We start from the raw sequence: 13,936 nt of genomic DNA, 5'->3' as shown, positions 1-13,936 counted from the left end.
GAGACCGGCTCTTTGTCGTTCGACTAGTCCTTCGTGCGGGATTCCTTCTCGGCGACGAGGAGATACGCGATCATCAACCTTTTCAGTTCGGCGACGGCGTCGGCATGCGACTGACCGTCCTGAACCGAGAAATTGAGCATCGAATACACCACGTGGACAAGAACTTCCGCCATCATCAGGCGACGATCTCGCCGCGTACGAGGCGTCAACGGGCCGAGCATTTTCGCTACGGTCTCGGCGAACTGCTTTTCGTGAATGACTCCGGTTGCCCGCGTGGACGGCGTCGACTGCATCGCCAGCCAGACCTCGCGGCGCGACGGATCAGACGTCCACAGCCCGGCCATGTGATCGACGAAACTGTTCAGGAACCGCAACCAGTCGAGCGAGGGTACTTCGCCGCCGAACTGAGCAAGCTCGTGCTGGACCCCGACGAGGTCCTGGCGGTTCAATTCGCACACGATGACGTACTTGTTCGCGAAGAACTGGTAAAGCGTCCCAATCGGGACGTCAGCACGTGCCGCGACTTCTTCACAGGTGAACGATTCGAAACCGACATCGGTGAGGAGTTCCCGTGACGCAGCCAGGAGTGCGTCGAATTTACGCTGGCTGCGCTCTTGCGTCGGACGCTTGCGCGGCAGCAGTTCCTGCGGTTCTTCGAGGCTCTGGGGATTCTCCAGTGCTGGGTCGACTCGTCGCCGCGCGCGGTGACGAGTCGTGGGCTGCACGTCTTCCAGGCTATCGGTGTTTTCTGTCGAATTTGGGACTTGTGCATTATCCGGTGTCATCGGCCACCTACTTCGGCGGTCGTGATCGGTCGAAACGCACCGCGCAGGTGCGCGCACACGAGTCCCGATGCTGTTGCCACACCTCGATACTAGGTGACCAACTGTCCAGTAGCCGAAGAGGTTGCTGCGCGGTGTGGCGCAACGGCGATCCTGGCGCCTGCCTACGTCCGATTCGGGCAGACTGAGATTCTTCGGGCACACCGAGATTCGATGCCGAGGAGAGGGAGACGATGACGGAAGAACTGCGAACCGCGGTAGGTGAACTCATGCCGCGTGCCCGTGAGGATCTGAGTGCACTTGTGGCGATGAAGTCCGTTGCCGATGCACGGCAGTACCCGCCGGAAGAATGCGCGGCCGCTGCGCATTGGGTCCTGGAGGCATTCCGGGCTCAGGGTTTCGCCGATATCGAGGCGATCGAGACCTCCGACGGTTCGGCCGCGGTTGTCGGGCGTCGACCAGGCCCGGGCGGTGCTCCGACCGTTCTGCTGTACTGCCACTACGACGTTCAGCCGCCCGGAAATGAAGAGCTCTGGGGCTCCCCGCCTTTCACGCTCACCGAGCGCGACGGACGGTGGTACGGACGGGGCGCTTCCGACTGCAAGGGCAACGTCGTCATGCATCTGACAGCTCTGCGAGCGCTCGCCGCAGCCGGTGTGGACCCGAGCGTCCACCTGACGCTCGTCGCCGAAGGATCCGAGGAGATGGGCACTGGCGGTCTCGAGGATCTGGTGCGAGAGCGGCCCGAACTTTTTGCAGCCGACATGATCCTGATCGCCGATACCGGCAACACCGAAGTCGGGGAGCCGACGATCACGACGTCATTGCGCGGGATCGCGAATGTTGTGGTCCACGTGTCGACGCTCGAGGGTGAGATTCACTCCGGTGTCTTCGGTGGACCGGCGCCCGATGCGATCACCGCGCTGGTGCACATACTCTCGACGCTGCACGACAGCGCCGGAAACACCACTGTCGAAGGCTTGACCAACGACCAGGAATGGGCGGGTGTCAGTTATGACGGCGATCAGTTCCGCTCCGACGCCGGGGTGCTCGAAGGGGTGCAGCTGACTGGTTCCGGTTCGGTCGCCGAGCAGGTGTGGGCTCGTCCGGCGCTGACCATCCTGGGTATCGACTGCCCGCCGGTCGTGGGTTCGGCGGCGGCGATCACGCCCCGCGCGTCGGCGCGCCTGAATCTTCGTGTCCCGCCTGGCACGGATCCGGCGCAGGCACAGAAGTTGTTGACGGACCACCTCCGCGCGGCGGCGCCGTGGGGCGTCCACATCGAGGTCGTTCCGGAATCGACGGGATCGCCGTTCTCGTCCTCGACGGAGGGTGCAGGTTTCGCGCAGCTGAAGTCCGCGCTCACCGATGCCTACGGCCGCGAAGTCGGATTTGCCGGCCAAGGGGGATCGATACCGCTGTGCAGTGCACTGGCCGAGCAGTTCCCCGACGCGGAGATCGCGTTGATCGGCGTCGAGGAACCGCAATGCCGCATTCATGCGCCCGACGAAAGCGTCGACCCGTCGGAGATCGAGAATCTTGCTTTCGCGGAGGCTCTGTTCTTGAGCCGGTACGGGAGTTAGACCGACAGATCGCGTCGTAGCTTGGCGACGTGGCCGGTGGCCCGGACGTTGTACTGGGCCACCTCGATCTTGCCTTCCTCGTCGACGAGGAACGTCGAGCGGATGACGCCCTGGACGGTCTTGCCGTACATCTTCTTCTCACCGAACGCGCCCCAGGCTTCGAGCGTCGCCTTCTCGGGATCGGAGAGCAGCGGGAAGGTCAACTCTTCGGTATCGCGGAACTTCGCGAGTTTTGCGGGCTTGTCCGGCGAGATTCCGATGACTTCGAGGCCGGCGCCGTTCAGCTCGGCGAGGCTGTCACGGAAGTCGCAGGCCTGCTTGGTGCACCCCGGGGTGCTGGCCGCCGGGTAGAAGTACACGATGACCTTGCGGCCGCGGTAATCGTGAAGGGAAACCTCGTTGCCATCGGCGTCTGGGAGCGTGAAATCCGGCGCGACGTCGCCGGCGGACAATCTACTGTTCTCGGTCACGGGAATCGAGGTTAGTCGAGAAATTGCGCGGCAGGTGGGCGCGAGGGCATTCTGCTCCTCTACGGTAGAGCGAAGTGTCGGCGCGCTGCGTCCGCACAGCAGACCCGCACACAGAGCAGCAGAACACAGACAAGTTGGAGGACACGTGCCCAGGGACACCGAGAGCATCGAACGCGAGATCGAGAAGGCGCGTAACCAGCTCGCGAGCACACTCGACGAACTGACGGTCCGCACCAACCCGAAGCGGCTGGTCGAGAACACCAAGAAGACGGTGCTCGCCAAGCTCAACGAGCCGGCAGTGAAGTACGCGCTGATCGCAGTCGGTTCAGTGGTGGGACTACTCGTGGTCCGGAAGATCATTCGCTGACCCGAGTTGTCGAAGACAGAACATGAAGAAGGCCCCCACCTGGTGAGGTGGGGGCCTTCTTGCAAGTGCGCCCACAGGGACTCGAACCCCGGACCCAGTGATTAAGAGTCACTTGCTCTACCAACTGAGCTATAGGCGCTCGCTCTTGCGAGACAGAACATTAGCCGACAGGCTCAGGAGTTTGCAAAACGCGTGTTCATCGTGGTGACGATGGTTACATCGCTTCCGGAATTCACGAGTGTGGAGGGTGCGAATCCGGCCAGCGGACGGTGCTTTCCAACTGCTGTGCGACGGCGAGAATCGTCGGTTCACCACCGCTGCGCCCGACCAGTTGGACGCTCAGGGGGAGTCCGCGTTCGGAGAACCCGGCGGGCACAGCGGCCGCCGGGTTGCCGCAGACATTCCAGATCGAACAGTAGGCGGCGATCGGCAACGCCTTGCGGACTGCTGACAGAAGGCCGGTTCCTTCGAGTTGTCCGATCGGGCGTGGCAGCGCGGGCGTGGTCGGCATCAGGACCAGGTCGAAGGTGTCGAAGACCTGGTTGACCGTCGCTGCGATTCGCTCACCTTTGCGGTAAGCGAATTTCCCGACGCGCGCGGGAGCGGCTATCCGGCCGATGGACGCGAGTGCGCGCGTGCGCTTTTCGAGGAGCGCCGGATGATCGACGCGCAGTGCTTCGTCGCGGACGCCGCCGAGTACCTGCGGGAGAAATGCTGCAGTTGCGTCCGGGTACTCGGGGTCGTGTTCTTCGACGTGATGTCCCAACGCGCTCAACATCTCTGCGATCGAATGCACCGCGGCAACGACCTCCGGGGACGGGCGGACGCCCCGGACCGGACTCCGGGTGGACACTGCAATGCGAAGCGGCCCGGGCGCCGACGCGGCTGACTCGGCAAAGCTGGTGCGGAGCGTTTCGGCTGTGTAGTCGTCGGTCCCGGTGGTACCGGTGATCGCGTCGTACACGAGCGCGCTGTCCTCGACGGAACGAGTGAGAGGGCCTAGCGTGCCGAGTCCGCGCCAGAGGTTGCGGTTCGGCGCGGTGCTCACCCGACCGCGCTGCGGTTTGAGTCCGAACAACCCGCAGAACGCCGAAGGCAGTCGGATGGAACCGCCGCCGTCGCCGCCGATTGCCGCTGCGACCATGCCCGACGCGACGGCCGACGCAGATCCTCCGCTCGATCCGCCCGTGGATACGCCGGTGTCCCAAGGGTTTCTCGTGTATCCGTTTGCGGCAGTCTCCGTGAAGGGCCAGATGCCGAACTCGGGCATCGTCGTCTTGCCGACGATCACCGCGCCGGCCTCGCGCAACCGCCGGACGACCTCTGAATCGGCCGATGCGATGCGAGTTGCTGCCGCACCGCCGTACGTCGTCGGCGTTCCGGCGACGTCGTTCTCGTCTTTGATCGCGATCGGGACTCCGTGCAGTGGGCCCAGGCTGTGGCCGTCGGCCTGGCGCTGATCGAGACGTGTCGCTTCGTCGAGCGCTTCGTCTGCGAGAACCCGCACAAAAGCATTGAGCGTCGAATCGAGGCGTTCGATACGGCGAAGTGTGTTCTCGGTGAGCTCGCGGGCCGATAATTCTCCGGACCGGATCAGAGCGGCCTGACCCGCAACCCCGGCAAATGCCAGCTCGCTGCCCGGTGTGGTTTCGCGCTCGGTCATCAATCCTCCAGGCCGTGGTTCCGATAACTGTGAAGTCTATTCACCACAACCTGTCCACCACGACACAAAGAAAAATCCCCACCTTCCGAAGAAGGTGGGGACCTTTGCAAGTGCGCCCACAGGGACTCGAACCCCGGACCCAGTGATTAAGAGTCACTTGCTCTACCAACTGAGCTATAGGCGCTCGCTCTTGCGAGACAGAACATTAGCCGAATCGCCGGTTCGGGAGCAAATCGCCAGGTGGAGGCGGCACCGCTGTAGTCCGATCGGAGGAAATCCGCTGAAAGCGGTAACAAAACGGACGGTTCGGAGCGATTGATACTTGAACGTTACTGACGGCGTGGCCTTTCATGACCGTTGGTAACGAGCGCGCCTGGCATCATTGGTGCAGCGCAGTCATACCGCAAGTCCCACTTGCCTTCCGGTAAGTGGGATTCGCATGTGACGCGGAAGTTAGTCGGAGAAATTGTGAAGCGGAGTCGAACGATGAGTCGTCAAAGGTGGGGTCTGTCCGTGCGCGGGGGGAACGGTCGAGCGTCGAAGGGCGCGGCGATGATCGCGGCGTCTCTCGGTGCTCTCGTTCTGATGACCGCGTGCACGTCGGGCGGCAAGGACGTCAGTACCGAAGGGTCGGCGCCGATCGATTCCAATCCGCTCACCGAACTCATCAAGCCGAAGCTCACCTCGACCGCTGCCGACGGCGCTGTCGGCTTCTCGCCGGGCGACCCGGTCAAGATCAACGTCGCTGACGGCGCTCTGTCCGACGTGACGATGGTCAATCAGGACGGCAAGGCAGTTGCCGGCGCGATTGCTGCCGACGGTGCGTCGTGGACCACCACCGAGCCACTCGGCTACAACCGCAAGTACAAAATCGAGGCCCGCGCATTCGGATTGGGTGGCGCCAGTACGACGGTCACGTCCTTCACCACCAGCGCACCCGGCAACGTCACCAAGCCGTACGTCTTGCCCAACGAGGGCGACGTGGTCGGCATCGGTCAGCCCATCGCGGTGCAGTTCGACGAGAACATCCCCGATCGCAAGGCTGCCGAAGCCGCGATCACCGTCACCACGACTCCGGCCGTCGAAGGTGCGTTCTACTGGGTCAACAATCGTGAGGTCCGTTGGCGTCCGGAGAACTACTGGGCACCGGGCACCAAGGTCGACGTGAGCGTCAACGTGTACGGGCGCAATCTCGGCAAGGGAGTCTTCGGGCAGGAAGACGCGAAGAGTTCCTTCACCATCGGTGATGCCGTCATCGCCACGGCGGACGACAACACCAAGCAGGTCACTTTCCAGGTCAACGGTGAGACCGTCATGACCATGCCCACCTCCATGGGCAAGGACAGCACTCCCACCGACAACGGCGTCTACATCATCGGTGACCGCTTCGCGAACATGATCATGGACTCGTCCACGTACGGCGTCCCGGTCACCTCGGCGCAGGGTTACAAGACCCCCGTCGACTGGGCGACCCGAATGTCCTACAGCGGCATCTTCTTCCACTCGGCGCCGTGGTCGGTCGGGCAGCAGGGCTACTCCAACACCAGTCACGGCTGCCTCAACCTGAGCCCGTCCAACGCCAAGTGGGTCTACGACAACACCAAGCGTGGGGACATCGTCGTCGTCAAGAACACCGTCGGCGGCACTCTCTCCGGCACCGACGGCCTCGGTGACTGGAACATTCCCTGGAGCGTCTGGAAGACCGGCAACGCGGACGTCTGAGTGCGTCCCTGAAGCCTTGAACGGCAGAATGCCCCCGACCGTCCGGTTGGGGGCATTCTGCATCTGTACACCTTTTGTGAGCGAAAGTGCCTCTCGGTCTATCTGAGGCGACGGGAGGTACGTTCGCTCGGTGTCAGCGTCGACCGAACGCGTCCACTCCGGTCATCTCAGCGGACAGTGCCCACAATCTGCGTGCGTCGGCGGGATCGGTAGCCCAAGGTTTCACTCCGCCGACGCTCATGTCATCAGTCTGCGCGACGTCCGCGATGTTGCAGTCCTGGAGGTACGCGCCGGAGTGATCGGCGAGTATCGGTGCCGTCGCTGCCCACACCGTTGTAGCGGCGCCCTGGGAGGGAGTCTTGAACCCCGGCACGGCGTCGCCATTCGACGTCGTCCATCCGAGATCGTGTTTCTCCGATGCAGAGAAGTGACGTTGAAGGGGAGTGAGGATGCTCCCGGGATGGACGGAGAACGCACTGATACCGCGTGAAGCACCGGAGCTCGCCAGCTGTACAGCGAATAGAGCATTGGCAGTCTTGGCTTGACCGTACGCAAGCCAGCGGTCGTAACCGTTGCGGAAATGTATGTCATTCCAACGCACTCCCGACAGAAAATGTCCCGCCGACGAGACCGCTACGACGCGAGAGCCGTTTGCGGGCATGGCTGGCACAAGCAGGTTCACCAGTACAAAGTGCCCGAGGTGATTGATCGCGAATTGTGATTCCCAGCCGGAGCCGACACGGAGTTCCGGGCAGGCCATGACCCCCGCATTGCAGATGATGATGTCCGGAGTGATCCGGGATTCGAGAATTTCTCGCGCACACGATCTGACACTGCTCGGGTCCGACAGGTCGCACGCTCGCACTTCGATACCCGGAAGGTCGGCCACCGCGCTCCGTGCCTGTTCTGGTCGGCGGGCAAGAACTACAACTCGCGCCCCGACCGAAGAAAGTGACTGCGAAACCTCATATCCGAGTCCGGAGTACCCGCCAGTGACCAAAACCGTAGTGCCCGTTAAATCTTGTCCGGCAAGTACGTCGTCGGCAGTGGAGACTCGGGAGAATCCGGTGTTGATTTTGCGCTGGATGGAATTCATGACTGCGACCGTAAAATCTGGAGTGCACTCCAGGTCAAGGAAAGGTCGCCAGGCAATGCGCGAACTGTCAATCGGTGACGTCGCTGTCCAGACCGGAATCAGTATCGATTCCCTTCGATACTTCGAACGTGAGGAATTGCTCGTTCACGAGGTGGCGCGCTCGGCAGGTGGGCGTCGGGTCTACTCCGAAAGCGATGTCTCTTGGTTGAAGCTGTGCAATCGCTTCCGAGACTCGGGTATGCCGATCGCCACGATCCGCGAATTCGCCGCTCTCGTCAGGTCAGGGCCGGGAAACGAGAAGGAGCGGCTTTCACTTTTACAGTCGCATGAGGAGTTGATTCGATCCAGGATCGCTGCGATGCAGGAAAACCTGAACGTCATCCACGACAAGGTTTCGGCGTACGAGCGACATGTTCGCGAGGGGACCGTCGTAGGTGTCTGGGAGCCGGAACCGTCGCCCGAGTGATCGACGGCTGGGGCTATTTGCGGCGAATTCCAGCTACCCCGATGTGAGCGAAAGTGGCTTTCGGTCTTTCTGAGGCGACCAGAGGTACGTTCGCTCGGCTCGGGCACGGGTTGCTCGGGAGCGCGCGATTTGTCGCGGTCGCCACCCCACCCGGCTGTGGAAGGGGAGATTGGGGCTGGCGCACAAACCAAAAGAACCCCCGAAAATGTCTTTCGACACCTTCGGGGGTTCCGCTTGGGTGAGCGACGGGACTCGAACCCGCGACAGCCAGGATCACAACCTGGTGCTCTACCAACTGAACTACGCCCACCATTGCCTCGGCCACCGGTTTGACCCGGCTGCTTTGACGAAAGAGATACTAGCGCGAAAGTCGGTCAGGAAGCCAATCGGCAGGTCAGGCGGGACCCAAGCCCTCTACGACGGCTGCAATCTCCGCGCTCGACGGTCCGGGCGCCGCGACGAATGCAGTGCCGCGGTAGTACTTGAGTTCGCGGATGGATTCCTTGATGTCGGCGAGTGCCCGGTGGGCGAGACCTTTTTCGGGCTGGCCGAAGTAGATTCGCGGGTACCAGCGGCGGGAGAGTTCTTTGATGGAGCTGACGTCGATCATCCGGTAGTGCAGGTATGTGTCCAGCGCCGTCATGTCCCGCGAGATGAATCCGCGGTCGGTGGCGATTGAATTACCCGCCAAGGGAGCCGTACCGGCGACGGGAACGTGCTTGCGGATGTACGCGAGCACCTCTTTCTCCGCCTCGGCGAGGGTGACCGTCGACTTACGAACCTCTTCGGTCAGTCCCGACTTTGCGTGCATCTTCTTCACGACGTCGGGCATTGCAGCCAACGCGTCGTCGTCGGCGTGGATGACGATGTCCACACCTTCGCCCAAGATGTTCAAGTCGCTGTCGGTCACCAGAGCCGCAATCTCGATGAGTTTGTCCGACTCGAGTCGCAGCCCGGTCATTTCACAATCGATCCATACCAATTTGTCCTGCACCAGGAACACAGTAGTGCGCGCGGGAGCGGGATAAGGTCTGCGGTGGAAACTCGACGTGTGTAAGACGGCGTTCGGGTGATGACAAGAACTTCGCCGCATTGCAACGAGGAGGGCTTTTCGATGACCGTGGATCCGAAGGACGGAGCCGCGCCGCCGACGCCGGCGGAGAAGGCGAAAGCTGCCAAGGCTGCCGCTGCCGAAGCCGCTCGGATTGCAGCTGAAGCCGCTGCAGCAGCTGAGGAAGCAGAGAAGGAAGCGGCTGCCGCCGAGGCCGAAGCATCGGCCGGAGCCACCCCCGCTGCTCAGGTGCCCTCGGGTGCTGCCGCTGAAATCGCGGCGGGCTATTCATCCGAGGGGCGGGCACTCGAGCTCGGCTCGGTGGTGATCGACGGTGTGGCAGATCCCACCGCACGGGTGCGGATTCCGTTGGCGACGATCAACCGTCACGGTCTGATCGCCGGTGCGACGGGTACCGGCAAGACCAAGACGTTGCAGGGCATCGCCGAGCAGCTGTCCGCCGCGGGTGTGCCGGTTGTGATGGCCGACGTCAAGGGCGATCTCTCGGGTCTGTCGAAGGCGGGGGATCCGAGCGAGAAGATGAAGGCTCGCGCAGTCGAGACGGGCGACGATTCGTGGACTCCCGCTGGGATGCCAGTCGAGTTCTTGTCGTTGGGAACGGACGGAATCGGTATCCCGGTGCGCGCGACCATCACCAGTTTCGGGCCGATCCTGCTCAGTAAAGTGTTGGGCCTCAACGAGACCCAGGAGTCGACTCTAGGGCTGATCTTCCACTGGGCCGACACTCAGGGCCTGGCCCTGCTGGACCTCAAGGATCTGCGTTCGGTCATCGCGCACCTGACGAGCGCTGAGGGCAAGGCCGATCTGAAGGGTATCGGCGGAGTTTCCTCGGCGACGGCGGGAGTGATTCTGCGCGCGTTGGTCAACCTCGAAGCAGATGGTGGTGACACCTTCTTCGGTGAACCGGAACTCGAAACCGAGGATCTGCTGCGTGTCGTCGGCGGTGCCGGTGTGATCACGCTGTTCGAACTCGGTGCCCAGGCGGCGCGCCCGGCAATGTTCTCCACCTTCCTGATGTGGGTGCTCGCGGACCTGTTCCAGACGCTGCCCGAAGAGGGAGATCTGGACAAGCCGAAGCTCGTGTTCATCTTCGACGAGGCGCACCTTCTGTTCGCGGACGCGTCGAAGGCCTTCCTTCAGCAGGTGGAACAGACGGTCAAGCTCATTCGTTCCAAGGGCGTCGGTGTGTTCTTCTGCACGCAACTTCCGACCGACATTCCGAATTCGGTGCTGTCACAGTTGGGTGCGCGGGTTCAGCACGCCCTGCGTGCCTTCACGCCCGACGATCAGAAAGCCCTCAACAAGACCGTCCGCACGTACCCGAAAACCGAGCACTACGACCTGGAAAAGGCACTGACTTCACTCGGCATCGGTGAAGCCATCGTGACCGTACTCTCGGAAAAGGGTGCGCCGACGCCGGTGGCCTGGACCAAGATTCGTCCTCCGAGGTCGCTGATGGACACCATCGGCAACGACGCGATCAAGGCGGCCGCGTCGTCGAGTCCGCTGAATCAGAAGTACGGCCAGACCATCGACCGCGAGTCGGCGTACGAGAAGCTGACGGCCAAGGTGGCCGGTGCTCCGACGGCGGATCAGTCTCTGGATCTTCCGTCGCTGCCCGATCTGCCGCCACCGCCGCCGGCCGAGCCGGAGGGCCCCAACATCGCCGAGCAGATCTTGGGCAACTCGGCTGTCAAGAGTTTCCTGCGCTCGGCGGCTTCGGCTGCGGGACGCGAGATTTCGCGAAACATCTTCGGCACCGGTAGTCGCCGCAGGCGCTGAGGCTCAGGCGCCCGCGAGGTCAGATGCCGACCTCGGGGGCCAGCAGGTCGTTGATCGATTCGCGCCTGATCAACGGCCGCGCAATCCCGCCCAGCACGGCGACGACCGGCGGCCGGCCGACGCTGTTGTAGGTGGAGGCCATGCTGTGGTGGTATGCGCCCGTACACGGCACTGCCAACAGGTCACCTTCATGTAGGTCGGCGGGAAGCCTTGCTCCGACGGCAATTTCGTCGCCCGATTCGCAGTGGCGCCCGGCGACGGTGACTTCCTGGAGCGGTGCGCGCGAATGTCGGTTCACCAGTTCGACGTCGTAGTGGCTGTCGTACAACGACACCCGAGGGTTGTCGCTCATCCCGCCGTCGACGGAGACGAAGGTTCGTCCCCCGCTGATCGACTTGATGTTCTGTACGCGATAGAGCGTGACTCCGGCCCGCGCAGCGATCGCTCGGCCAGGCTCGAGCACGATTTCGGGGCGAGGGAAGCGGTTTCGGGTGCACGCGTCGTCGAGAGTTTCGTCGATGACGTGAGCGAGGCGGGTCAGATCCAATTGGGCATCTCCCGGCACGTAGGCGATCCCATGGCCACCGCCGAGATCGAGTTCGGTGAGGATGATTCGATGCGTGCGTCGTATGTCGTCCATCTGTGCGATCATCGTCTCGATCGCGGGGCGGAAGAGTTCGGGATCGGTGATCTGGGAGCCGAGATGGCAATGCAGGCCGATGAGCTGCAGGTGCGTCGCGTTGGCGACGACGGATACCGTATGTTCCAGTTCTTCGGAAAACGCTGGTAGGCCGAACTTTTGGTCCACGATGCCCGTGGACACTGCCCTGTGTCCGTGTATGTCGATGCCGGGTGTGACTCTGACCAACACCTTCTGTCGGTGGGTGCACACCGACGCGAGCCGTACCGCTTCGCTGGGGGAGTCGAGGACGATCCGGCCGACACCCGCGTTGACCGCCGCCCTCAGTTCGGAAACCGATTTGGCATTGCCGTGCAGGATGATTCGGTGGGGGTCCACGCCCGCGGCAAGCGCGACGGCGAGTTCACCGGCGGAACAGACATCCACCCCGAGTCCCTCGTCGGAGACCCAGGTAGCCATCGCTCGAATCATCAGTGCCTTGCCGGCGTACACGATCTCCGAGTCGGGGAAGATCTCTCGATACGTGCGGCAGCGGTGCCGCACGTCCGCCTCGTCGACGACGTACGTCGGTGTGCCGTACTGGTCCGCGATCTCTTCGAGGGAGACGTCGCCGATGCAGACACGCCCGCTGTGGTCGTGGCGAGTACTGATGGGCCACAACGCAGGATCCATACGCGGTGTCATTGCGCCGCGTAGGGAGGGGAAGATTTCGAGTAGCGTCACGTCGATCTCCTGAAGGTGACCCGCCGTGTTGCGGGCTACCTTCAGATCTACTCCCGAAGATCACCGGTGGGGCGGATCTTGACGCCTACTTGACGCGCCGCCGAACGAGGTTGACGCGGCTCTGACGGCCTCGGCACTGTGCCCGTGGACTCACTGTGCCCGTCGCCGCCTCCATCCGAACCAACCGAGCACCGCGAGCAATGCCACCGCGGCGCCTCCGCCGATGACCGTCGATCGGTCGGCGGACACACCAACGGACGGAGTTCCGCCGGGGCTCGGGGCGTAACCGGCGCCGTACACGGACTCGACCGCCGCTTGGATGTCGAACCCGGTTTCGGTAGCCGGCCCGCAGCTGTGCCCCTCGTGCTCGGCGTCGACGTCGTACGGCGCAGAAACGAACATCAGCTGCTCGGTGCCGAGCACGTAGCTTGTGCCACAACCGTTCCCGTTCGCGAGTGTCCCCACCGACGTCACCGATGCCAGATCGCCTTTGTAGACCCGGCTGACGTCGAACAGGTAGGTGTCCTCGAACCCGTCCGAAGTTTTCTCCGTCGGAGTCCCGAGGAAAACGGTGCTGGAGACGCTCACGGCTTCTTCCGGGGTAGCCGATGATGCGCACGAACATGCATTCGCTGCCGTGGGCAGCAGTAAGGGCAACCCTCCGGTCAAAAGAAGGATTGCCCCGACTGCCAGTGTTCTTCGCATCGCCATTAACCGACTATACGGTCTGCTATGGCCTGCTCTGAGAAGTTTGAGTGAATCAGCCGCCGAGCTTCTTGTAGAACGTGCCCACGATCGGCGCAACGACGGCACGCGGGCTGTAACCGCCCGCGACGGACATCGCCTTGCTCAAGATGCCCGGTACGACGCGCATCTTGTTCTCGGCCAGGCCGTCGAGCGAGACCTTGGCGGTGTACTCGCTCGAGATCCAGAAGAAGTCCGGGACGAGCTTGTCGACGATCGATGCTTCGGCCGGGTCCGGGGTTTCGGTGCGAACGGGGCCTGGCGCGAGCAGGGTGACGTTCACTCCGGTGCCCTTGAGTTCACCTCGCAACGATTCCGCGAAGGTGTTCACGAACGCCTTGGTGGCTGCGTACGTCGCGTTGTTGGGGATCGGCATGTTGCCGGCCGCGGACCCGACCATCAGGATGGCTCCGGACTTGCGCGCGAGCATGCCGGGCAGCACGGCCAGCGTGAGATCGTGCACTGCAACGGCGTTGAGCTCGACCTGGTCGCGCTCGTAGGCCGGGTCCAGCTCGGCGATCGGCCCGAAGGTGGCGATACCGGCGTTGTTGCACAGGATGCTGATGTCGCGGCCACCGAGTTCCTCGACCAGAACGGCACGCGCCGCGCTGTCGGAGAGGTCCGATGCACGGACCTCCACCTCGACGCCGTGCGCGGCGCGAAGCTTCTCGGCGAGGACCTCCATGACCTCGCCACGACGGGCAACGAGGATCAGGGAGTGTCCGCGTGATGCCAGATCAGCGGCCAGTGCCTCTCCGATGCCGGAGGAGGCGCCGGTCACTACGGCGCGGGCTGTGGTTGTGGGTGTCGGCAGGCTCACGATCAG

Annotated in this window: 13 protein-coding genes and 3 tRNA genes; 5 read left to right on the top strand and 11 right to left on the bottom strand. The window is 63.1% G+C overall.

Annotated features, from left to right (window positions below; all coding sequences use genetic code 11):
* Positions 1–23: 23 nt before the first annotated feature.
* On the bottom strand, positions 24–725 hold the full coding sequence (locus AC1Q61_RS08940) for a TetR family transcriptional regulator (RefSeq protein WP_003945379.1): 702 nt from the start codon (positions 723–725) through the stop codon (positions 24–26).
* Between the two features lie 290 nt (positions 726–1,015).
* Between AC1Q61_RS08940 and AC1Q61_RS08935 the strand changes: the two genes are divergently transcribed.
* Entirely contained in the window at positions 1,016–2,365 is a 1,350-nt protein-coding gene (locus AC1Q61_RS08935; protein ID WP_007733289.1) for a dipeptidase, read from the top strand.
* Here AC1Q61_RS08935 and bcp read toward each other — a convergent pair.
* On the bottom strand, positions 2,362–2,835 hold the full coding sequence (bcp, locus tag AC1Q61_RS08930; RefSeq protein ID WP_007733290.1) for a thioredoxin-dependent thiol peroxidase: 474 nt from the start codon (positions 2,833–2,835) through the stop codon (positions 2,362–2,364). The genes AC1Q61_RS08935 and bcp overlap by 4 nt on opposite strands.
* Before the next feature lie 145 nt (positions 2,836–2,980).
* On the opposite strand from bcp, the gene AC1Q61_RS08925 reads away from it, so the two are divergent.
* Positions 2,981–3,202, top strand: a complete 222-nt coding sequence (locus tag AC1Q61_RS08925; protein ID WP_003945299.1) for a DUF3618 domain-containing protein — start codon at positions 2,981–2,983, stop codon at positions 3,200–3,202.
* Positions 3,203–3,268: 66 nt separating this feature from the next.
* Here the strand turns inward: AC1Q61_RS08925 and AC1Q61_RS08920 are convergent.
* The 3 genes from AC1Q61_RS08920 to AC1Q61_RS08910 all read right to left on the bottom strand — a co-directional run bounded on the left by AC1Q61_RS08920 (position 3,269) and on the right by AC1Q61_RS08910 (position 5,049).
* Positions 3,269–3,341, bottom strand: a tRNA-Lys gene (locus AC1Q61_RS08920).
* Between the two features lie 93 nt (positions 3,342–3,434).
* The gene (locus AC1Q61_RS08915) at positions 3,435–4,865 is read right to left on the bottom strand and encodes an amidase (protein ID WP_042925780.1); all 1,431 of its coding nucleotides are present in this window, start codon (positions 4,863–4,865) and stop codon (positions 3,435–3,437) included.
* Between the two features lie 111 nt (positions 4,866–4,976).
* Positions 4,977–5,049: transfer RNA gene (locus AC1Q61_RS08910), tRNA-Lys, on the bottom strand.
* Positions 5,050–5,417: 368 nt separating this feature from the next.
* Between AC1Q61_RS08910 and AC1Q61_RS08905 the strand changes: the two genes are divergently transcribed.
* On the top strand, positions 5,418–6,587 hold the full coding sequence (locus AC1Q61_RS08905; protein ID WP_125052658.1) for a L,D-transpeptidase: 1,170 nt from the start codon (positions 5,418–5,420) through the stop codon (positions 6,585–6,587).
* A 133-nt stretch (positions 6,588–6,720) separates the two neighbouring features.
* Here the strand turns inward: AC1Q61_RS08905 and AC1Q61_RS08900 are convergent, their stop codons facing one another.
* On the bottom strand, positions 6,721–7,683 hold the full coding sequence (locus AC1Q61_RS08900; RefSeq protein WP_070160898.1) for an oxidoreductase: 963 nt from the start codon (positions 7,681–7,683) through the stop codon (positions 6,721–6,723).
* A 55-nt stretch (positions 7,684–7,738) separates the two neighbouring features.
* Between AC1Q61_RS08900 and AC1Q61_RS08895 the strand changes: the two genes are divergently transcribed.
* Positions 7,739–8,149: a MerR family transcriptional regulator gene (locus AC1Q61_RS08895; RefSeq protein WP_042923889.1), complete on the top strand. Its 411-nt coding sequence runs from the start codon at positions 7,739–7,741 to the stop codon at positions 8,147–8,149.
* A 237-nt stretch (positions 8,150–8,386) separates the two neighbouring features.
* Here AC1Q61_RS08895 and AC1Q61_RS08890 read toward each other — a convergent pair.
* Both AC1Q61_RS08890 and orn read right to left on the bottom strand, forming a co-directional pair.
* Positions 8,387–8,459 (bottom strand) — tRNA-His (locus AC1Q61_RS08890).
* An 84-nt stretch (positions 8,460–8,543) separates the two neighbouring features.
* The gene (gene orn, locus AC1Q61_RS08885) at positions 8,544–9,143 is read right to left on the bottom strand and encodes an oligoribonuclease (RefSeq protein ID WP_024487359.1); all 600 of its coding nucleotides are present in this window, start codon (positions 9,141–9,143) and stop codon (positions 8,544–8,546) included.
* A 120-nt stretch (positions 9,144–9,263) separates the two neighbouring features.
* Between orn and AC1Q61_RS08880 the strand changes: the two genes are divergently transcribed.
* Positions 9,264–11,003, top strand: coding sequence for a helicase HerA-like domain-containing protein (locus AC1Q61_RS08880; RefSeq protein ID WP_058038877.1), 1,740 nt, complete (start codon positions 9,264–9,266; stop codon positions 11,001–11,003).
* A 19-nt stretch (positions 11,004–11,022) separates the two neighbouring features.
* Here AC1Q61_RS08880 and lysA read toward each other — a convergent pair whose 3' ends face one another.
* From lysA to cmrA, 3 genes are all read right to left on the bottom strand, one after another.
* Positions 11,023–12,366 (bottom strand): diaminopimelate decarboxylase, encoded by a 1,344-nt coding sequence (gene lysA, locus AC1Q61_RS08875; protein WP_492650886.1) that lies wholly within the window; start codon positions 12,364–12,366, stop codon positions 11,023–11,025.
* Positions 12,367–12,516: 150 nt separating this feature from the next.
* Entirely contained in the window at positions 12,517–12,954 is a 438-nt protein-coding gene (locus AC1Q61_RS08870; RefSeq protein WP_030537592.1) for a hypothetical protein, read from the bottom strand.
* A 172-nt stretch (positions 12,955–13,126) separates the two neighbouring features.
* On the bottom strand, positions 13,127–13,930 hold the full coding sequence (gene cmrA, locus AC1Q61_RS08865; protein WP_019749133.1) for a mycolate reductase: 804 nt from the start codon (positions 13,928–13,930) through the stop codon (positions 13,127–13,129).
* Positions 13,931–13,936 lie beyond the last annotated feature (6 nt).

The organism is Rhodococcus sp. MPR-R1B (assembly GCF_058793255.1).
This window is presented reverse-complemented; position numbering and strand designations above follow the sequence as displayed.

Coding starts and splice junctions, on each gene's coding strand:
- AC1Q61_RS08935 (WP_007733289.1), top strand. CDS start 1,016: ATGACGGAAGAACTGCGAACCGCGGTAGGTGAACTCATGCCGCGTGCC.
- AC1Q61_RS08915 (WP_042925780.1), bottom strand. CDS start 4,865: ATGACCGAGCGCGAAACCACACCGGGCAGCGAGCTGGCATTTGCCGGG.
- AC1Q61_RS08905 (WP_125052658.1), top strand. CDS start 5,418: ATGATCGCGGCGTCTCTCGGTGCTCTCGTTCTGATGACCGCGTGCACG.
- AC1Q61_RS08900 (WP_070160898.1), bottom strand. CDS start 7,683: ATGAATTCCATCCAGCGCAAAATCAACACCGGATTCTCCCGAGTCTCC.
- AC1Q61_RS08895 (WP_042923889.1), top strand. CDS start 7,739: ATGCGCGAACTGTCAATCGGTGACGTCGCTGTCCAGACCGGAATCAGT.
- AC1Q61_RS08880 (WP_058038877.1), top strand. CDS start 9,264: ATGACCGTGGATCCGAAGGACGGAGCCGCGCCGCCGACGCCGGCGGAG.